This is a genomic window from Streptomyces sp. NPDC040545, from assembly GCF_055595065.1.
In genome coordinates this window covers 1-18,384 of the sequence record NZ_JBVIWA010000042.1, presented here as the reverse complement: position 1 = coordinate 18,384, position 18,384 = coordinate 1, and the positions used below count along the sequence as shown (strand labels likewise).

The 18,384-nt window shown below is 70.9% G+C and carries 19 protein-coding genes and 1 pseudogene; 9 read left to right on the top strand and 11 right to left on the bottom strand.

Annotated elements, in window-relative coordinates; all coding sequences use genetic code 11:
• Positions 1 to 1,161: 1,161 nt before the first annotated feature.
• On the bottom strand, positions 1,162 to 2,475 hold the full coding sequence (locus tag ACZ573_RS37965) for an MFS transporter (protein ID WP_471313397.1): 1,314 nt from the start codon (positions 2,473 to 2,475) through the stop codon (positions 1,162 to 1,164).
• A complete protein-coding gene (locus tag ACZ573_RS37960; protein ID WP_471313394.1) occupies positions 2,472 to 3,011 on the bottom strand; it encodes an ArsR/SmtB family transcription factor in 540 nt (179 codons plus the stop codon). The genes ACZ573_RS37965 and ACZ573_RS37960 overlap by 4 nt, the downstream gene beginning before the upstream one ends.
• A gap of 958 nt (positions 3,012 to 3,969) precedes the next feature.
• Here ACZ573_RS37960 and ACZ573_RS37955 point away from each other — a divergent pair.
• Complete coding sequence (locus tag ACZ573_RS37955) at positions 3,970 to 4,173, top strand: hypothetical protein (RefSeq protein WP_471313392.1); 204 nt, start codon at positions 3,970 to 3,972, stop codon at positions 4,171 to 4,173.
• 307 nt (positions 4,174 to 4,480) lie between these two features.
• Here the strand turns inward: ACZ573_RS37955 and ACZ573_RS37950 are convergent, their stop codons facing one another.
• A complete protein-coding gene (locus ACZ573_RS37950; RefSeq protein WP_471313389.1) occupies positions 4,481 to 4,741 on the bottom strand; it encodes a hypothetical protein in 261 nt (86 codons plus the stop codon).
• 340 nt (positions 4,742 to 5,081) lie between these two features.
• A complete protein-coding gene (locus tag ACZ573_RS37945) occupies positions 5,082 to 5,366 on the bottom strand; it encodes a hypothetical protein (protein ID WP_471313386.1) in 285 nt (94 codons plus the stop codon).
• Between the two features lie 178 nt (positions 5,367 to 5,544).
• On the opposite strand from ACZ573_RS37945, the gene ACZ573_RS37940 reads away from it, so the two are divergent.
• Positions 5,545 to 6,084 (top strand): hypothetical protein, encoded by a 540-nt coding sequence (locus ACZ573_RS37940; RefSeq protein ID WP_471313384.1) that lies wholly within the window; start codon positions 5,545 to 5,547, stop codon positions 6,082 to 6,084.
• Positions 6,085 to 6,440: 356 nt separating this feature from the next.
• Here ACZ573_RS37940 and ACZ573_RS37935 read toward each other — a convergent pair.
• A pseudogene (locus ACZ573_RS37935) lies at positions 6,441 to 6,686 on the bottom strand (telomere-associated protein Tap); the annotation flags it as partial.
• A gap of 238 nt (positions 6,687 to 6,924) precedes the next feature.
• Between ACZ573_RS37935 and ACZ573_RS37930 the strand changes: the two are divergent.
• Positions 6,925 to 7,116: a hypothetical protein gene (locus ACZ573_RS37930; RefSeq protein ID WP_471313382.1), complete on the top strand. Its 192-nt coding sequence runs from the start codon at positions 6,925 to 6,927 to the stop codon at positions 7,114 to 7,116.
• A 257-nt stretch (positions 7,117 to 7,373) separates the two neighbouring features.
• On the opposite strand, the gene ACZ573_RS37925 is transcribed toward ACZ573_RS37930, so the two are convergent.
• On the bottom strand, positions 7,374 to 7,517 hold the full coding sequence (locus ACZ573_RS37925; RefSeq protein WP_471313379.1) for a hypothetical protein: 144 nt from the start codon (positions 7,515 to 7,517) through the stop codon (positions 7,374 to 7,376).
• A 694-nt stretch (positions 7,518 to 8,211) separates the two neighbouring features.
• On the opposite strand from ACZ573_RS37925, the gene ACZ573_RS37920 reads away from it, so the two are divergent.
• Both ACZ573_RS37920 and ACZ573_RS37915 read left to right on the top strand, forming a co-directional pair.
• The gene (locus ACZ573_RS37920; RefSeq protein WP_471313376.1) at positions 8,212 to 8,574 is read left to right on the top strand and encodes a hypothetical protein; all 363 of its coding nucleotides are present in this window, start codon (positions 8,212 to 8,214) and stop codon (positions 8,572 to 8,574) included.
• A gap of 391 nt (positions 8,575 to 8,965) precedes the next feature.
• Complete coding sequence (locus ACZ573_RS37915) at positions 8,966 to 9,796, top strand: ATP-binding protein (protein ID WP_471313400.1); 831 nt, start codon at positions 8,966 to 8,968, stop codon at positions 9,794 to 9,796.
• Between the two features lie 77 nt (positions 9,797 to 9,873).
• Here the strand turns inward: ACZ573_RS37915 and ACZ573_RS37910 are convergent, their stop codons facing one another.
• Together ACZ573_RS37910 and fxsT are read right to left on the bottom strand one after the other, a co-directional pair.
• Positions 9,874 to 10,209 carry a hypothetical protein gene (locus ACZ573_RS37910; protein ID WP_471313373.1) on the bottom strand — a complete coding sequence of 112 codons (336 nt, stop codon included), beginning with the start codon at positions 10,207 to 10,209 and terminating at the stop codon, positions 9,874 to 9,876.
• Between the two features lie 267 nt (positions 10,210 to 10,476).
• Complete coding sequence (fxsT, locus tag ACZ573_RS37905; RefSeq protein WP_471313370.1) at positions 10,477 to 12,894, bottom strand: FxSxx-COOH system tetratricopeptide repeat protein; 2,418 nt, start codon at positions 12,892 to 12,894, stop codon at positions 10,477 to 10,479.
• Positions 12,895 to 13,274: 380 nt separating this feature from the next.
• On the opposite strand from fxsT, the gene ACZ573_RS37900 reads away from it, so the two are divergent.
• The gene (locus ACZ573_RS37900) at positions 13,275 to 13,481 is read left to right on the top strand and encodes a hypothetical protein (protein ID WP_471313367.1); all 207 of its coding nucleotides are present in this window, start codon (positions 13,275 to 13,277) and stop codon (positions 13,479 to 13,481) included.
• Positions 13,482 to 13,677: 196 nt separating this feature from the next.
• Here ACZ573_RS37900 and ACZ573_RS37895 read toward each other — a convergent pair whose 3' ends face one another.
• The gene (locus ACZ573_RS37895) at positions 13,678 to 14,280 is read right to left on the bottom strand and encodes a TIGR03086 family metal-binding protein (protein WP_471313365.1); all 603 of its coding nucleotides are present in this window, start codon (positions 14,278 to 14,280) and stop codon (positions 13,678 to 13,680) included.
• 190 nt (positions 14,281 to 14,470) lie between these two features.
• Here ACZ573_RS37895 and ACZ573_RS37890 point away from each other — a divergent pair, with 190 nt between their 5' ends.
• Complete coding sequence (locus ACZ573_RS37890; protein WP_471313362.1) at positions 14,471 to 14,875, top strand: hypothetical protein; 405 nt, start codon at positions 14,471 to 14,473, stop codon at positions 14,873 to 14,875.
• Positions 14,876 to 15,009: 134 nt separating this feature from the next.
• Here the strand turns inward: ACZ573_RS37890 and ACZ573_RS37885 are convergent, their stop codons facing one another.
• Positions 15,010 to 15,957 carry a quinone oxidoreductase family protein gene (locus ACZ573_RS37885; RefSeq protein ID WP_471313359.1) on the bottom strand — a complete coding sequence of 316 codons (948 nt, stop codon included), beginning with the start codon at positions 15,955 to 15,957 and terminating at the stop codon, positions 15,010 to 15,012.
• Between the two features lie 75 nt (positions 15,958 to 16,032).
• On the opposite strand from ACZ573_RS37885, the gene ACZ573_RS37880 reads away from it, so the two are divergent.
• Positions 16,033 to 16,524 carry a MarR family winged helix-turn-helix transcriptional regulator gene (locus ACZ573_RS37880; RefSeq protein WP_471313356.1) on the top strand — a complete coding sequence of 164 codons (492 nt, stop codon included), beginning with the start codon at positions 16,033 to 16,035 and terminating at the stop codon, positions 16,522 to 16,524.
• A gap of 77 nt (positions 16,525 to 16,601) precedes the next feature.
• Here the strand turns inward: ACZ573_RS37880 and ACZ573_RS37875 are convergent, their stop codons facing one another.
• Positions 16,602 to 16,871 carry a hypothetical protein gene (locus ACZ573_RS37875; protein WP_471313353.1) on the bottom strand — a complete coding sequence of 90 codons (270 nt, stop codon included), beginning with the start codon at positions 16,869 to 16,871 and terminating at the stop codon, positions 16,602 to 16,604.
• Positions 16,872 to 17,108: 237 nt separating this feature from the next.
• Between ACZ573_RS37875 and ACZ573_RS37870 the strand changes: the two genes are divergently transcribed.
• Positions 17,109 to 17,948: an alpha/beta hydrolase gene (locus tag ACZ573_RS37870; RefSeq protein ID WP_471313350.1), complete on the top strand. Its 840-nt coding sequence runs from the start codon at positions 17,109 to 17,111 to the stop codon at positions 17,946 to 17,948.
• Positions 17,949 to 18,384 lie beyond the last annotated feature (436 nt).

Here is an 18,384-nt window from a genome sequence, read left to right as displayed (position 1 = left end):
GCCCCGGCCCGGCACGACCCCAGGCCCGGCACGGCCGGAACGGACCCGGGTCCGGCACGGCCGGAACGGACCCGGGGTCCGGCCCCCCGGCCCCCCGACCCGCCACGGCACCACCAGCGCGGACCCGGGCCCCTGGGCGAACGCGCGGATCGCCGGGTAGAACAGCCGTCCGAGCAACCCTGCGCCCGAACGCGTGCCTTGCAAGTGGTGCGGGAAGTGCGATGGCCCTCCGGCGTCGAAGTGGGGACGGTCATGCGGGTGCTCGCGGCGGAGGGGCGCAACATCACCGAGCTCCAGACACGGGCCTGGCTCGACGAGTGGACCGAAAGCGGCCAAGTGCAACGGGTCGACGCTATTCGGTACGCGTGCAGAGATTTGCTCCTGAAGAACCCCACTCCCGCCACAGGGAACCACGCTCCGCTGCTGCTGCGCCGCGCGCACCAGATCATCGCCGCGACGCAGGAGTTGGAGATGTCCACGCGTGATCTGGCCGCGGCCCTGGACGAAGACGTCCAGATCGTCGGCGGAAACCTGTGTTCCATGCTGCGGGAGGCGGGAATCACCCGTCCCGACCGAGGAAAGATCCGCGCCTTCTACAAGGGAAGAAGCGGTCCACGCTTGCCCGGCTTCACAGCCGAGACACTGAGCCAGGCCATCGCCGTCTACAACGCCCGCGGAGTCGCGGCACGCTCCTGCCGCGAAACGGTCGATGTGGTGCCCCTCGTGCTGCTCAGGGCACGCGACGCGACGCAGGAAGCAGGAGGGGTGATCTCCAGCCAGCAGCTGTTCACTGCCCTGCAGGCCCAGACACCCGTCTACCGGGACGCCTCTGACCTGGCGTGGCAGCCCGCCGGCCTGCTGAAGAAGGTGGACGTGACCCGCCCCGGCCGAGGGCAGGTCCGCATCCAGACGGAGCGGCGCAAGGTCACTGGCTTCACGGCGACAACCTTCGAGCGGGGAATCACCGCCTACCAGCAGTCACACCAACGGCGGAAGCAGGCCAGCAGCCTGCCATCGGCCACGAGCGCGCGGTCAGTCAGACGAGCCGACTGGGGAACAACCCCGTACCAACTGGCGGCGGCGCGCTGTCGTCCAGCCGTAGCCGCCAGCTGGTGGGGAGCGCCATTCGTAGCGTGCGATATTCCCGTAGTCGCCGAAACATCAAGCCTGACCGACTGGCGTCCCCGGGGACGCGGCACGCTCCTGAACGGGATCCGAGGATTTCGAGTGATCTGGATCATCGGCCTGGGCGGCGGCACGCAGCGCCGCCTCTACCCGACGGTTGCTGGTCATGGTCGACGTGACGGCGGTCATGGTGAGGAGGAGGCCGGCGGCGGTGTAGAGCGGGGTGCGTACGTCGTAGGTGGTGGCCAGCCAGCCGCCGAGGAAGGCGCCGAACGGGGCGGCGCACATGGCGAGCATGCGGGAGGTGGAGGCGACCCGGCCCATCAGGTGGGCGGGGACGATCGCCTGTCGGAGGGAGGGGCCGAGCACCATCGTGGCGCCCATGCCCGCTCCGCAGACGGCGAGCGCGAGGCCGGCGACGTACGGGTTCGGGGCGGCGGCAAGGCCCAGGATGGCGAGTCCCTCGGCTGCGGCCGTACAGGTAAGCGCGGTGCCGGTGCCGAGTCGTCGGCCGAGGAAGGAGGCGATGCCCGCGCCGAGGAGACCGCCGGTGGCCTCCGCCGTGAGGAGCAGGCCGAAGCCGAAGGTGTCGATGCCGAGACGGTCGTGTGCGAAGAGGGCGAGTACGGTCTCCACGGCGAGGAAGGCGATGTTCCCGACCGCCGGGCGCAGCGCGAGCCCGAGCAGCAGCCGATCCCGGAATACGTAGGAGGCGCCGGCCCGCGCCTGACGCAGCAGCGACTCACGGGCCTGCGGTACGGGCTGGGGTGCGGCAGGCAGCGACCGCACGAGCAGTGCGGAGAGCGCGAACGACACCGCGTCGGCGAGCAGCGGAACCGCCCGCCCCAGCGCGAGCAGGGCACTGCCCGCAGGCGGCCCCGCGAAGCCGGACGCAGCGGTCTGGGTACCCCGCAGGCGGGAGTTGGCGCGCTCCAGGAGAGCCGGGTCGCGGCCGAGCAGATCAGGTAGATAGGCCGTGGCGGCCGTGTCGAAGAAGAGGCCGCCGAGGCCGAGCAGGAAGGCGACGGCCGCGAGCAGTGGAACGCTCAGCTCGTCGAGCGCGGCCGCTGCCGCCGGTATCGCGAGCAGCACCGCACGCGCCGCGTCCGCGACCCACATCGTGCGCCGACGGTCCCAGCGGTCCACGAGCGCGCCGCCGAGCACCCCGAAGAGCAGCCATGGCAGCGTTCCGGCAGCCGTGACACCGGCGAGCGCCATCGGATCCCGGGTCAACGTCAACGCGAGCAGCGGCAGCGCGGCATGCAAGACCCCGTCACCGAGCGAGGACACCGTCTGCGCAGTCCACAGCCGTCCGAACCCGGTCGGCAGCTTCCGAACGTCTGAAGTCACTTGGCGTCCCCTTCGGCCTGCTGGCGCGGTGCCGGGTGGAACAGTGCGAAGACGAGTGACGCGTCCGGCAGCGACGGATCGGACAGCTCCCGGTACTCGTCCGCCAGTGCCTGAAGCCGCGCCCCCAGCTCCGCGAACTGCTCCTCGGTGAGCCGCAGATGCGCCATCCTTACGTGCCGCTCGCCATCCACCGGCGCTGCCTCGAGGTCTGCCACCGCATGCCGCATCAGCACGTCCGGCCCTCCCTCGCCCGGATCCGGCAGCACGATCGCCCGCGCGGCCATGGCGTAGTACCGCTCGGTGACCCCCCGAACCTTCCGCGTTCGTACCACCTTCACCAGGCCGGCACGCTCCAGCAGCCGTACGTGGTAGCTGGAACTCCCCTTCGCAAGGCCCACTCGCTCGGCGATCTGCGTAATCGTCGCCGGCTCGAAGCGGAGCACGGCCATGATCCGGTGGCGCGTGAGATTGGAAACGGCGCGTAGCTGCTCGTCAGTGGTGACGTGGAACGTCTCGGGAAGATCATCAGTGGGCATGCCCCCAATGGTCAACACTTCTTGACCATTGGGCAAGGGGTTTTTGTTCGGGCTTCCGGAATCGGCTGTCCGGCACGTGAGGCCTTCGTTCCCCCACTCTCCTTCCCGACCTCGCTCACCCGCCCCGGGGCGCCTCGCTCCGCCGGTCGCGGAAGCTCATCCACACCGCCCGAACCCTTCAGTCGTCAAGACACCTTCGTGCGCCATGCAGAGCCCCGTAACGGACACGGCCATGGCCCTGGCAGACGACGGAGCCGCACCCCGCCACCACCTCGATGACGCCCAGTGCATCGCCACCTGCGCGATCGCGCCGTGGCCGCATCATCGACGTCTACGGACCAGACGGGACCGCCGAACGCCTCACCCAGCCGCGGGCCGAGGACTCCCTCCCCCACCTCACCCAGTAGATCCGCGGACAGGACTGCCGCCAGCCAGACGGCCCAGGCGCAGGTCCGTGCAGCCGGACCCCTCCCCCGGGGTGACACTCCAGCACCGGGCCCACGGCGCCGCCGCGCTCGGCGCGCACCGGGAGACCGGGACCATGCCACCGCAGCCGTGCCACTTGCATGCGCAGTCCGCGCCCGGCCCCACGTACGTGAGGCCGTGGCGGACCACCCCGCCCGCCGGATGTGACGCGGCGGTACCGCGCAGGCTGGCCGGCCAGGCCAGCCTGAGGCGCAGGCCTCCCGATCCTGACTGGAACCGACGGGGTCGGTCAGGTCCACATCCTCGGCGTTCTCCAACCCGGCGGCCGCGAGGAAGACCCTGATGTCGGCCGGGCGATGCGCAACCCCGACGGCGACGCCGTCGCGGCGTGACCGACGGCGGCCTGGGCGGTATCCGTCTGCGACATCGATGTGCGGCGGCCGCAGGAGCCTGATCCGGCATCGCCGTAACTTTTCGATCTTGGTGCCGGCTGCCCTGATGTCCTGCCGGCGCTGAGCGTTGAGGAGTATCCGTGAAGTACCGCAAGGCTTCGACCGCGGCGGCTGTAACCGTCCTTGTCTTCCTGGGCGGCAGCCCGGTGTCCGGCGCCGAACAGCAGCAGCGGGCGGCATCCAGCGTGGCGTGGACGAAGGTGGAAGCCATCGCCTACTCGAAGTGCTCCGACGGCAGCTTCCGCAGGGCCGGCGGGACGGTGCCCACCCTCAGTCGCAAGTAGCCGAACCTTCGTGAACAACTGGTGAGGCGCTGGCATGGCCGCCCAGAGGACTGCCAGCGGCGGCGTCGCGGGCCCCGCCCTGGCGGTCGCGAAGGAACACGCGCCGACGCCGCCAGCCGCTCAGCTCATCGCGCAGGGGCCAACGCGAAGCCCAGATCTACGGCCCCCGCTGATACCGCCTCGGCGGACGCCGGCACAGCCTGCGGAACGGACTCTCAGTCCGCCGGATGAGTGGGTTCACCGCAGGAACGATGCGCTACCGTCATGACCTTCCAGGCAGGCTTCGCCGCACGCAGCGGGTTCACCTTCATCCCTCGGAGCTGGTGAGCCTCTCAACCCGCCGGGCCGCGGTCTGCGCCTGCCGCCGCGCCTTCGCGGCCGCCCGCCCGGCATCCCGCAGGGCGGTGGACGCGTCCGCACTCGCCGCTCGCGCCGTCTCCAGCCGCTCCTTCGCGGCCCGTACGTCTTCCTCGGCTTCCTCTACCGCCGCACCAGCGCGGTCTGCCCGCTCCTGCGCGGCGGCGTGCTCCTCCTCCAGACACTCCGCCTCCCCTTGGGCCTCGGCCAACGCCGTGCGGGCCGCCTCCACACGCCCGTGCCGCGCCCGCCGCGCGGGGTCCGTATCCGGCGCCGGTTCCGGCTCTGCCGGTGGCACCTTCTCCGACCGGGATCCGGCGGGGCCGGGCTGCTTCCACCGTGGCGGTGCGGCGCCCGGCTCCGGTTCCAAGCCCGTGAACCCCGCCACCGCATCCGTAGCCTTTACCAGCCGGCCTTCCTCCCACCGCTCGGCAACGTCGGGATCGGCGAGGACCGGGGGGAGGATCCGCTCGACCTCGTGAAGCCCGGCTCACTCACCGCCTGACCGGCCTCGGCGGCCAGAGTGCGCGCCGTACGCGCGAGCTCGCCGATCACCACATGCTGCTCATGCGACAGCTTCCGCAACTGTCCCGCGTCCGGTGCGTGGCACGCAGCGCCTCGCCGAGCCGGATCAGGCTGTGCGCCTCCTCCGGCCGGCGGCGCGCCAGGAGACCGGCCGTCCACGCCGCGACCGTCGGCTTCCGCAACGCCCCGATCGCCGCGCCGAGCTGCCTGTCCCCAGCCTTGCGGGCCCTGGCCACGTGCGCGTCCCGGACCTTGGTGAACTCCGACAGCCGCAGCCCGTACAACTCCACCGCCACCGACTCCACATCCATGCCCGGAAGTCTCCCGCCCGCTCCCCGGACCGCCCGACACCTGCCAGAACACTGCGCGTCGACCATCCTCACGGCGCCGCCGCCCTGGACCCTGTTCCGCCTGGAGTCCGTGTCGTCGCCGTCCTTGTGCGTTCGAGTCGGTGCACAGCGGTGGTCAACAGGCGTAGCGTGGTGGGGTATGAGCGAGGTTGTGGAAGCCAGGGGTCCGAAGGTTCCGCCGAGTTTTCCTCCGAAGTCGCCGCCGCCGCAGAAGAAGCCGGTGGAGCCGCCGCGGCCGCAGCCGGCGACGAAGCCGAAATCGCTCACCGGAGTGCCGCCCCGGCTGGTCGTCACCAGCCGGCGGGCGAGGGTGCTGGCGTTCCGTGCGGACCAGTGGGCGGCGAAGAAGGCCGCCGCCCAGGCTGCGCTGGCCGTCGCCGAGTGGGACTACCCCCTGCTGGACGAGCACGACTTCCTCAAGACAGTCCACGGCCTGGTCCGCACGGCCGTGGCAGCCGGCGGGAAACGCGTCAGCGTCCACCTCGCCGACCAGGACAACAAGATCCTGATCATGGTCCTCAACCACCAGACCGGCGAGCTGGACGATGCGGGACCCTTTCCGGCGGAGGTCGCGGTACTGCGCACCGTCAACGCCTGCGGCACCCACACCGACCACGACGGCCACACCTGGTGGGCACTCCTCGACGCCCAACCCCGTCCGAAGAAGCACCTGGCCTAGCACCACAGGCCAGAACCCGGTCTGCCCCGACGGTTACCGGAGTGGGACTGGATGCCGCCGACCGGGGCGGTGACCGGCGACGTATGACGGCTGCCGGACCTGCCCGCGGTCGACAGCGCCACGGGGCTGGGAGCAGCCCGTCCGAGGGCGGCTCCCCACAGTGGCCATTGCACCCCTCTTCCGGGTGAGGCTCACCGTTGACGCGCTGATACGGGTGTGAGCCGCACCCGGACAGAGGGCTCGCGTCCGGGTGCGGCGCTGCCGGGTGTGCCCCGGCGGTGGGGTTCAGAAGGAGACGTCGAAGTAGTCGATGTCGGTGAACTCGACCCGGAGCTCGTCGGCTCGGGTTCCGCCGTCCTTTTGTTGAACACCGGCCGACGGAAGTGGTCGGGGGCGGACAGGCCCACCATCAGGCGGGCGGCGGCCGCGAGGAACGCGGTGTTCAGGTCCAAGCCGACCGCGTACGGCAGCAGCAGGCACTCCTCGTCCGAGAGCAGCGCGGGGTCGCGGACCCACTGGTAGGCCTCCTCGTTCAGGAAACCCCCGCTCCAGCAGGACCGGACGACGACGGGGTGTTCGGCGATCGTCTCAGGCGGCGCCGGGCGCGCGCCCACGGCCCGAAACCGCGCTGCGTGAGCTGCCCGTCTTCGGCAACACCGGTGGTGTCAAGGTGACCGTGGCCGACCGTGGCATCGGATTCGACACGTCCGACGAGAGCCACCGCTGCGCCGGGACCGGACTGCGCGGCACCGTACACGGCAGGATGGCCGCCATCGGAGGCAGGGCGGGAGTGGACAGCCGCCCCGGTGAGGGAACAGTGGCCGAACTGCGGCGGCCGGCATGATCGACATCGCGGTGGTCGACGACGACCGCATGCTGCTCGACGGGCTGCACGCCTGGCTGTCCGGCCAGCAACGCATGCGCCTCATCGGAACCGTGTCGACGTCGACGCTCTGCTGGCGGGCCCCGCCCGGACGGCCGTCGTGGTGCTCCTCGACCTGGTACCGGGGGACGGTTCCCGCCCGGAGGTGAACGTACACCGTGTGCGGGCGGCCGGGAGCAAGGTCCTGGTGGAAACGGACCGCTACCCCGGCCCGAGAACGCCAGAGACCGCCCATGACGGACGATCACGTGCTAACGATCTCCGCCCGGACCAGCACGAGCACCTCACCGCGACAGCACACCAGCTCCTCTCACCAGCGAGAATCAGGTGGCGGGACCTCAGTGCTCGGGCAGGTGGGCGGTCACCTTGATCTTCGTGGTGCGGGCCAGGCGGGCGGGGACGTGCATCAGGTGCGGCCGTGCTCGGCGCCTTGCTTGGCACGGCCGTAGACCCGGCGGTGGGCAGGGTCTATATCGATGAACATCAGCGCACCCGCGCCGGGCAGCAATGCGGTGTGCGCCGCGAGATGGGCCAGGAAATCGCAGTGCACCCGGTGCAGTTGCCGGTTGTTGCCGTGGGTGAAGGACCGCAGGAAAGTACCCAGCGTGGACGGAGCACGTATGCAGGCGAAAGCCCGGCCCATCGCGCCGTGCCGCAGCCGGTCGGCATCGTCGATGGAGTCGGCCCCGGCACATCGCGCCCAGCAGCGACATCATCTTGGCGGGCGCGCATGCCCCGCGGGTGTTGTCGGCCGCCTCGATACGAACCGTGGCGGCCGGATCAGGCAGCCCGACCCGCTCGGCGAGCACGACCAGCGGCAGCAGCCCGGCATCCGCGATCAGATTCGGCTCGTCGAAGAGCGCGGAGACATGCACAGCAGCATGGGGAGATTGCATCTCGGAAGAGCCTTGTCGATCGCGCGTACTGCAAGCCTCACAACTCCCAATCCTCGCAGGTCACAAGGCTCTTCCTCGTTTCCAGAAGTACTACCCACAGGCATCAACCGATGGATCCGGGTTGAGCCGAACCTCTCTGAATACTCAACTCCGCTCAACGGAGGCAAAGTTACCTTGATCAAGATCTGATCACGATGCGGGAATCGTCGTTGCTGACGGCTCGCCGCGAGGCCGATGCTTAAAGCACCCCTCCACCCCCGAAAGGGGTCACCTGCGATGCCCTGACCCGGCCCGCCTTAAGACTGACGGACACACCGGTGGAGAAATGGTACGGGAAGCGGAGAAATTGTGAAGTTCGGAATGCGTGCGGCAGTACTGACCGCCGGAACGGCTCTGACCCTGTGGGGGTTCGGCGCCACCGCCCAGGCCGCCATCCCCACGTCCACCACCATCGCCACCAGCGGCGTTGAGGCACTGGGCACCATCCAGTGCCGCCCGGACAGTCACAAATACACGGTGAAGAGGATCGCTCCGGTCCGTAAGGGTCCGTCCCTCAATGCCGCGCAGATCGACGTCCGCTACCCCAACAATGAGGTGCACAGCTATAACGAGTGCGTCAATGGCGGCAAGATCTTCATCTGCATCGCAAGCTGCCACGTTTCGGACGCGGGCATTCGTGGGCAGTGGATGTTCCGCGGCGACGTTCGCTGATTTACCTTGCACATATTGCATGCGCTAAATTTGGTGCGCTTGGAAACGCCACGCCGGGCCTATCCGGCGTGGCGTTTCCGTGTCTCAGTTCGGGCCCGACGGGTTCGTACACCCGTTGCCGCTGCGGGCGAAGGCAACGGAACTGGGCTCCCGGCCAGGGGAATCGCAGACGCAGTCGCCCTGGAGGCTCGCAAGGCGGCCGACGCCGACGCCGATCCTGAGGAGCCGCCGCAGCCGGCCGGCCCTGCAAGTCAGCCCGGTATTGCTCCGCTGCCCGCTGCCGTCCGGGCCCATCTGCCGCCCGACAACCGCCCGCTGCCCTCCGTCGCCCACTACGACCAGCTCCTGCGGCTCCACCGACCCAACCACACCACCCCTTGAGGAGAACGCCCTGTCCCTTCCCCGCCAGGGAGGACTCACCGATCAGGCCGCCACCACCGCCGTCGACCAGGCATGCAGGATGCTGCGGCTGCCCACCATCCGGTCCCAGTTCTCCGAAGTCGCTGAGACCGCCGAACGCGAGCGGATGTCCTGCCTCGGCTTCCTCGCCGAGTGCGACGACCGGGCCCGCCGACGCTCCGAACGCCGCATCAAGGCCGCCGGGTTCCCCCGCGACAAGACACTCCGCAAGCTCGACTTCGACGCCAACCCCAACATCGACGCAGCCATGATCCACACCCTCGCCACGTGCGAATGGATCAAGAAGGGCCTGCCCCTCTGCCTGATCGGCGACTCCGGCACCGGCAAGCTGGCACGGCTTCTTGAGAGCGCGCGCGGCAGATACACCCGTCGTGACTCCACTCTTCCACGAGTCCCTGGGCTTCGCGATGGGTACGCAGAGGCGCGCATGCAGCACGGGGACATCGTCGGCGCCCGTGTGCAAGCTGGAGTGGATGCGCGCCGAGGCGAAGTGCCGGGAGGAGCACCCCGACTTCCCCTCGGGAGAACCGGCGGCCGCCGAACACAGCCAGACCCGACCGAAGGAAGCAACATGAAGGATTCCTGCCTTGAGGGCGTCTTCGAAGTGGTCGACGACGGCATCGTGCCGCTCGTCGCCGCGTTCGAGGCCATCCCCGGAATCGAGATCACAAGCGCCTGCGAAGGACACGAAGGTTCCTACCCGGGGCGACTCCCAATGGTGGATCAGCTGGCGACTGTCTTCCGCCGACCACAACCTGCCGCTCTCCTACGCCTGCGCCGCGAACCGCTGCGCCACGGCTAGGTCCGCGTACAGCTCGCTGCCGCCCCAGGTCGGGTTATCCTCCCAGGCCGGCTCGAACACCACACGCTCGTCCCTGCTCACGCCTCTTCCTCCCCGATCGGGTCGAGCTCCCGGCGCTCGCCGGTGCATCGCTGGAGCAACTGCAGCCGCCCGTCCCGGATCCACAGCATGGGCCAGTCCCGCTCCGGCTCATCCGACGCCCGCGCCCGCGCCCCGGACACGTACCGGTCGAACATCGGCTGCAACAGTGCCCGGCCCCGCTCTAGGTGCTTCACCGCGACGGCCCCACCCTCCCCCTCGCTCCAGCCGCACAAGCCCGGCGAGAAGATGGCGTCGAACGCCGGGAGCGTCTCGCGGGCCACCACCCGCCACGCCTCGGGATCGTCCCACTCTGGGCCCCTGGATACGGCCATCACCCCTCCCCCGCGTCCAAGTCCCTGCCGCCGGTGGCTTTGTTCACGTTCAGCAGCAGCGTTTGTCCACCTCGTCGGGAGGCGGTGGGCGATCAGAGTGCTTGTGATTGTTCGGGGGAAATGGCTCCGGCACAACTTCTGTGTAGCCGCCTCTGTCGGCGTACGCCTGAATGTGCTCAGACGCGTACACCGCCCAGCCTTTGAATCATCGGGCGTGGCCGCGTTGGGCCCGCCCGTGCCTTCATGCGGTGCCTGTGGGGGCGGCTCCTAGCGTCGCGAGGGACGCAACCAGGTCTGTCGCCGTTGCGCAGCACGCCGGGCAGCCGAAGCTGTCTCCAGGTCGTCGCGGGTGCGCACGGTATGCGGGTGCTCAGGGCCCAGCACACGAACGCGGTCAGCGAGGGTCTGTCGTAGGAGGCGTACCGCCTCTTCCTGCTCCCCCATCCTGGCCAGTGCGCTGGCGAGGTTGTGGCGGCTGGTCAGGGTGTCGGGGTGTTCGGGGCCCAGCACACGGATGCGGTCGTCAAGGGTCTGTCGGTGCAGGCGGACGGCCTCCGTATGTTCGCCCATCCCGTCCAGGGCGAGACCGAGGCTGTCACGGCTGGCCAGCGTGTGCGGATGCATGATGCCTAGGACCCGGGCGTGGTCGTCAAGAGCTTGCTGCAGCAGCCGTTCCGCTTCCGCATGCTCGCCTTGCCTGGCCAGTGCGCTGGCGAGGTTGTGGCGGCTGAGCAGGGTGAGGTGGTGTTCGGGGCCCAGCACACGGATGCGGTCATCAAGGGTCTGTCGGTGCAGGCGGACGGCCTCCGTATGTTCGCCCATCCCGTCCAGGGCGAGACCGAGGCTGTCACGACTGGCCAGCGTGTGCGGATGCACGGCGCCCAGCACACGGACGCGGTCGGCGAGGGCCTGCCGCAGCAATGACACCGCTTCTGCATGCTGTCCCGTCCCGTCCAGGGCACAGGCGAGGTCGTGACGGCTGATCAGGGTGTCAGGGTGCGCGGGGCCCAGGACACAGTTACGGTCCTCCAGGGTCTGCCGGAGCAGACGTATCGCCTCAGCCGGCTCGCCCATTCCGAACAAGGCGTTGGCCAGGTGGTTGCGGCTGGTCAAAGTGTCGGGGTGCTGGGGGCCCAGGGTGCGGCTCTCGAAGTCGTGGACGCGTTCATGGAGCAGGCGGGCTGCACTGAAGGCGCCGGCGTGCTCCAGTACTTGCGCGAGCGTGCTGAGGGCGGTGCGGTGGTGTGTGGCGGAGCTTGGTTCCGGGAGGTCGAGCAGCACCGGTAGGTGAGGGGCGAGGAGTACGGCGGCAGGCCAGGCGGCGCGCCCCTGCTCGTCTACCTCGTGCACGGCCGCGGTCAGCCGCTCGGCAAGGGCTCGGTGCCAGGTGGCGAGATGGGGTGCCTCGGCCGCTAGAGCGACGGCATTGATCTCTCGGATCAAGGGGTGGAGCACCACCTGCGCCGGGCCGCTGATGCCCGATGCCAACCCGGCGTTGGCGGAAGAGTAAGGAAGGTCAAGCAGGCCATACCGGTGCAGACCTGCAAACGCAGCCTCCAATGCTGTGACGGTGACGTCGCCTCCGGTGACAGCAGACAGCAAGTCCGGGGTGATGAGGGACAGCGGGATGGGAGCTTCGGCCAGTATTGCTAGTAGTCGCAACACGGGGCGGGCCAAAGCGTTGCCTTCTCTGGCGAGCTGGTCCAGGGACACCTCCCAGGTGTGCCGCACCACGGTGCGGGCAAATTGCGGATGAGAGGCGTCCGGGTGCTCGGCCCCCAATAGGAGGGGCAGTTCATGCTCCAGGGCCTGGCAGTAGGTGGTGAAGGTGCGGTAGCGGCTGGTGGGCCCGGCCAGGTAGGTGCCGGCCGCGTGCAGCGCCAGCGGGAGGCCGCCGAGCCGCACGGCCAGGTTCCGAGCCTGCTCGGCTGTGCCAGCAGCGGGAGCAACGTCGACCAGGATCTGACCTGCAGGCTGTGCGGGCAGCGGCGTCAAGGGCAGTAGCCGGGCACGCGGCCCCCAGGTCTGCGGGCTGCTATCCCGGCTGGTCATCACCAGCAAGCCTCGGCCGTGGGGGCGGATCCAACCGCGGTAGTCAGCCAGCGGCTCCCCTACCGGGCCGATCTCTTGCGGCTCGTCGGCGTTGTCCAACACCAGCAGCCACCGCCGTGCCCGGCCCAACTGCCGCCACACTACGTCGGGCAGACTCACCCGCCCGGCTCGCGCGGAATCCAACTCTTCCTCGGGCAGCCCGCAGGCCAGGGCCACCTGCACCATCTGCTGCGCCAGCTCGGCGGCATCACGCCAGCGCACCCAAAACACGTGCCACCCCGCCGCGTCGGCTTGGGCAGCGAACTGCGCGGCTACCGTTGTCTTGCCCATCCCGCCAGCCGCGCACAACACCGCGAACCGTCCTTGCGGCCGCCGCAGCATGCCTGCCAGCTCGGCCAGCTCGGCCTCACGTCCACGCACGCGCTCCACATGCGGAGGGTGTAAGGAATCCTGCCGGCTCCAGGCCGATCGGCCCGCTGGTCCCAGCCGCACTGGCGGTCCTGCTGCGGCATCCAGCCGTCGGCTCCACAGCATCAACCCGATGCTGGCGGTCACCAGCACGGCGAACACTGGCCAGATCACCCACGCGTGAGCCGCCCACACCGGCACGGTGGCACTGGCGTAATTGGTCACCGGCCCCAGCCCCGCCGCCACGACTGCAGCCGTCCCCGCCACAGCGGACCCGGCCCACGCACTCTGCCTACGCCCCATAGTCGCCCCCCCCAGTCCACCGCCATCAGCATGCCCAAACCGAGACCACCTGCGCGGGAGGTTGCAAGACTGGTAGTCAAGCTGGTGAGGCGCCCCTCTCTCAGGACCAGCGCACCCGTCCCGAAGAAGGCCAACAAGCGGGTAGCCCCGGCGCCCGGCGATATCGAACTTGCTGGATACGTAGCCGTGTACCGGACTGGGTACTTTCACGCGAACGCCGACAGGGCCTCCCCCTGGCCCGCGACCACCGGCTCGAGCTGGGCTGGCTCACCGACGTCGCCTGGGCCTGCACCGACGACTACGTGTGGGAACCCCTCCCGCTGCCGGCACGCGAGAGCGGGGACGCCGAGCTCGCCACCGCCGCGGACGCATTGGCCGAGCTCCTGGCCGCGCTGGCCCGGCGCCAGCACGAGCACCGGTCCGTGACCGCCTCCCGGCTCACCCGCATCATCGACACCGGCCTCCTGCCCCGTCGGCGTGGACGGCAGGCCAGTGAGTCGTCGGCGTAGACGGCAGGCCGGTGGGCCGGCGGGCCGCAGGCGTGGCCGGTGGGCGGTGAACGGTGACCCGTGGGCCGGTGGGCCGTCGGCTTGGACAATGGGCCGGTGGGCCGCTGGCATGGCCGGTGGCCCGTGAGCCGTCGGCGCGGGCGGTGGGCCCGTTGGGGTTAGGCGGTGAGGGTGGGCCGGAGGCTGCTGTCCGTGGTCACGGGGACAGCGGCGGCCGCCAGGCCGGATCACGCCCGCTCAGGCCCACAGCCCGCTCCAGCAGCGGGGCGCCGTCCGGCACAGGCACGACGGCCCCGAAGATACCCCCGCCGCGGCCTGCGTCCTGCGCGGCCTCCAGCAGGAACCCGTACGAGACACGCAACGCAGCCGGGTCGGGCACGTACTCCTGACCGGTGGCCCGGGCCAGGTCCCATCCATGCACCACCAATTCATCGGCAGCCACCGCACCGGCAACGGCGCCGGGCAGGTCCACGCCACCCGCGCGGGTCATACCGGTCCACGCCGCCGGATCCCGCCACGCCTCGGCCAGCTCACCAAGGACCTCGGGCAGCTCCTCACGCCAGCGCCCAGACAAGACAGGCGCAGCCGTGCCGGGGGCCGTATCGGTCGTGGCGCCGAGGTCCTTGCGGGCGGCGTCACGGAAAGCGGCGGCGAGGCCCGCGAGGTGGCCCAGCAGGTCGGCGACCGTGTACGCGGGGCAGGGCGTCCGGCCGGCGAGCCGGGCATCCGGGACGGCGGCCGCCAGACGGGCCACGATCCGGGTCTGCGGTCCGAGGTCGAACGTCGTCGTACCGGTCATCTGCCGCTCCTCCCGGATGGTGGACCTGCAGGGTAGAGCGGCCCCGCAGCCCGGACCCGTACCCCCACCCGTCACGGCGCGGCGCGCCGCGGGGACCGGCCCGCGCGGACCGGCCGGGGGGCGGAGGCACGGAAGGACGGCGCGCCCGGCTCGACGGGCCCGCCGCCACGACGGAGGATGAGGGACTGGGATGACAGTCCTGGTGGTCGGCGTACCGGAGGGCGCGGAGCTGGAGCTGCTGCGGTCGCGGATCCAGCGCAACCCCCACTTCCGGATCATCTCCCACGCCCCCACACCCGGCGTCGCCCTGGCACACGCCCGGGCCCTGCTCCCCGACATCACCGTCCTCACACTGTCCGCCGGCTTCCGTGACGACCCGGCCGCGCTCGGCGTGTTCCAGGGGGTACGCGCCCTGGACCCACCGAGCGGGGTGGTACTCCGCACAAGGGCGGAGACGGCCCCCGGTGACCTCGGTGTCGTCACCGCCGACGGGGCCGTCCACCTGGTGCGCGCGGGCGACGAGGAAGGTCTGATGCGGGCCCTGCGCACGATCGGGCTGCGCCGCGCGACCTGCGACCCGGACGAAATGCCCTGATCTGTCCACCCCACCCCACCCCGCCCACCGCCCCGCAGGGAACGGGGGCGGCGGGCGGTGGGCGGCACGGGGGGCGGTGGGCGGCACGGGGGTGGTGGGAGGCTCGGGGGTGGTGGGAGGCTCGGGGGATGCCCTCAGGCGATGCGCAGCACGCTCTTGCCGTGGGTGGTGCCCTCGGCGAGCCGCTGCACGGCGATGGCCAGGTCCTCCAGGCCGTACTCGGCGGTGATGTCCACGCGTACCGTGCCGTCCGCGACGAGGGCGAGGGCGCGGCGGGCGCTGTCGGCGAGGCGCTCGGGGTGGGTGTCGGCGAGCAGGTTGCTGTTGTAGGTCAGGAGTGACCTGCCGTTCATGAGCAGGTCGCCGGGGTCGGCCGGGACGGGTTCGAAGGGGGCTAGGTTGCCGAAGACCGCGAGCCGGCCGTGGGCCGCCAGCTGTTCCAGCGCGGCGCGGCGGGTGGCGCCGCCGACCGGGTCGAGGATCACGTCGAAGCGTTCGCCGTCGAGCCCGGCCGGGAGTTCCCCGCGCAGCACGACGCGGTCGTATCCGAAGCGGGCGGCGTAGCCCGCCCGGGCGGGGCTGCCGGCGACACCGACGATCCGGCCGGCCCCGGCCACGCGGGCGAACTGGGCGGCGAGCGTGCCGACCGAGCCGGCCGCGGCATGGATCAGCACGCTCTCGCCGGGCCGGACCCGTGCGGTGGTGTTGATCAGGTCGTAGGCGGTCGGTGCGCCCCAGCCGAGCCCGGCCGCGGTGCGCAGCGGCAGGCCGCCGGTGTCCAGGGCGAGCACGGCGGGCGCCAGGACCACCTCGGCGCAGGCGCCCGACGTGGTCAGCGCGGTGACGGGTGTGCCGATGCGGGCCGGGTCGACGCCCTCGCCGACCGCGGTGATGTGGCCGGACGCCTCGAAGCCGGGGACGAAGGGGCGCGGGAGGGGGAAGCGGCCGTCGCGGAGCATGGTGTCCCCCCACTGGATCCCGGCGTAGGCGACCTTGACCGCCACCTGGCCGGGGCCGGGGGCGGGCTCGTCGATTTCGGTGACGCGGTAGCGGCCCTCGGTGTCGAGGAGAACAGCCTTCATGATCACAGCCCTTTGTGCCGACTCAGTATCCTTACAGTCGAGGACAGTAGGTGTGTAAGATTCCTGAGTCAACCCATGAACCTGTCAATGGAGTGGGAGTGTGTGATGGAAGCCCCGGTCGAGGAGTCGCTCTGTACCCGGATCAGGCGGTCGGAACAGGCGCTGATGGCGCACCACGAGGCGGTGCTGCGCACCTACGGGCTGACCATGACGCAGTACACGGTGTTGCTGGCGCTCTCGCGCGAGGGCGGCATGTCCGGCGCCCAGCTGGCCCGCTCGTGCGGGGTGACGCAGCAGAGCATGAGCAGCGTGCTGGCCAACATGGAGGGCAAGGGACTCATCCTGCGCGAGAGCTCCGCCGTGCACGCCAAGGTGCAGATCGCGACCCTGAGCGGTGAGGGCCGGGCGCTCCTGGACCGTGCCTACGGGGAGGTGGCCGTCCTCGAGAGCGCGCTCACCGACGCGTTCACGCCCTCCGAGCACGCCGCGCTGTGCGCACTCCTGGAACGGGCCACCGCCGTCCTGGTCGGGCAGACCCGACAGGCGGCGGCCCCGCCCGCCCCCTGAACCGCCCCGCCCGCCCCGCAGGTCCGGCCGCGGCCGGACAGGTCCCGGCGGGCCGGGCCGCACCCCTGGTCGGCCGGTCAGCCCGTGGTGGGCTCCGCCCGGTCCGGGAGGGGCCAGCTCCGCAGGAGCTTGCGGGCGGCTCCGCTGTTGCCGAGCTGGTGGACGGCGACGGCGGCCGGACGGACGGTGAAGGCATCGAACGGCCCGGCCTCGATCGCCCCCAGGTCGTCGAGGGCGGCGGAGCCGACGGTGATGTGCGCGGTGTAGCGGCCGGGGCCGATCTGGGCGGGGACGCAGCCCTCGACCCAGTCGAGGGTGCCGCTACGTTGTCGCCCGTTCCGCAGCATCCGTGACGGAGGAGCGCCGTATGACCCGTTTGGCCGACGACCCCCGCAGGCGCGTGGTGTGGGGATATCCCTGGTCCTGATCGCGGTCACCGCGCTCCTCGGGGGAGCGCCCGGCACGGTCGGGGCCGCCGGCACGGCCGGGGCAGGGGGAGCGGGGGCGCCGCCCGTCCCGGTGCTGTCCTGGGCCCCTGCGACGGTGCGGCGGACGGCTTCGAGTGCGCGACCGCCCGGGTGCCGGTGGACTACAGCCGGCCCGCCGGGCCCACCCTCGCACTCGCGGTCACCCGCCGGGCGGCGGCCGACCCGGCGCGCCGCACCGGTGTCCTGGTGCTGCATCCCGGCTGCCCCGGCAACTCCGGTGTGAACTTCGCCCGCAGCAGCTACGAGGCGCTGCCCGCCTCCCTGCGCGACGCCTTCGACGTCGTCGGGTACGACATGCGCGGGGTGGCGCGCAGCGGGCAGGTGGAGTGCTGGGACGACAAGGAGTACGCCGCCGCGGTCGACGGTGCGCGCGGTGCGCCCGGGCCGGGAGCCCTGCGGGAGGCCGTGCGCCAGGGCGCCGGCTTCGCCGCCGCCTGCCAGGAACGCTCCGGCGAACTGGCGCCGTTCATCGGCACCCCCTCGAACGCCGGGGACCTCGACCTCCGCGTCGGCACCGCTGTTGGGACCGCCGATCGGCCTCGGACCGCCGATCTACGACCACAACCACGTCCCGGCCTGCGCCCAGTGGCCCCGGCCGAGCGCCCGAGCCGCTTCGAGGGCTCCTACCGGGCGGCGGGTTCCGCCCCGATCCTGGTCCTCGGCACGACCGGGGACCCCGACACCCCCTACCAGGACGCCGTGACCCCGGCCAGGACACTGGACGCCGGACGGCTGCTGACCTTCGACGCCGAGGGACACACCACCTGCCACCGCAGCGCATGCGTCAGCACCCTCGTCAACGACTACCTCACCACCCTGGCACTGCCCGCAGCCGGCACCCGCTGCACGGACGAGCCTCCCCCGGAACCCTCCGCCCGCCGTACCCCGGCCGCCGAGATCGACGAAACACGCGACGTGATCCCGGCCCTCCACTGAACCGGGCCCGGCACACACCGAGGCACACCGGCACACACCGGTACACGTGCAGGAGCCGCAGCGAGCCACCACACCCGCCGCGGCCCCCGCACGCCACCGAACCGCCGACCCGTGCCGAACCATGCGCGACAGGAGCGGTCTGACGCCCGCACACCTCACGGCCCGTCAACCACCCCCGCCGGCATCCGCATTCCCGCCACCACTCTCACGCCAGAGCGTTCACATCCAATCCATTGCAACAAAACGAATCCACATCATTGCGTTAAGCCAGAGGCCATTGCAATGAAATAGCAACTCTGACCTGCATGGATGCATTTTTGACGCAACGAGTCTGTTGCCAGAACATCGAACGCAACGTAGCTTTTCGTTCATCAGAAACCGCGGGGCGCACAGGGCGCAGCCGCTGATGAAGGAGAAGCACCGTGCAGAAGTTCGC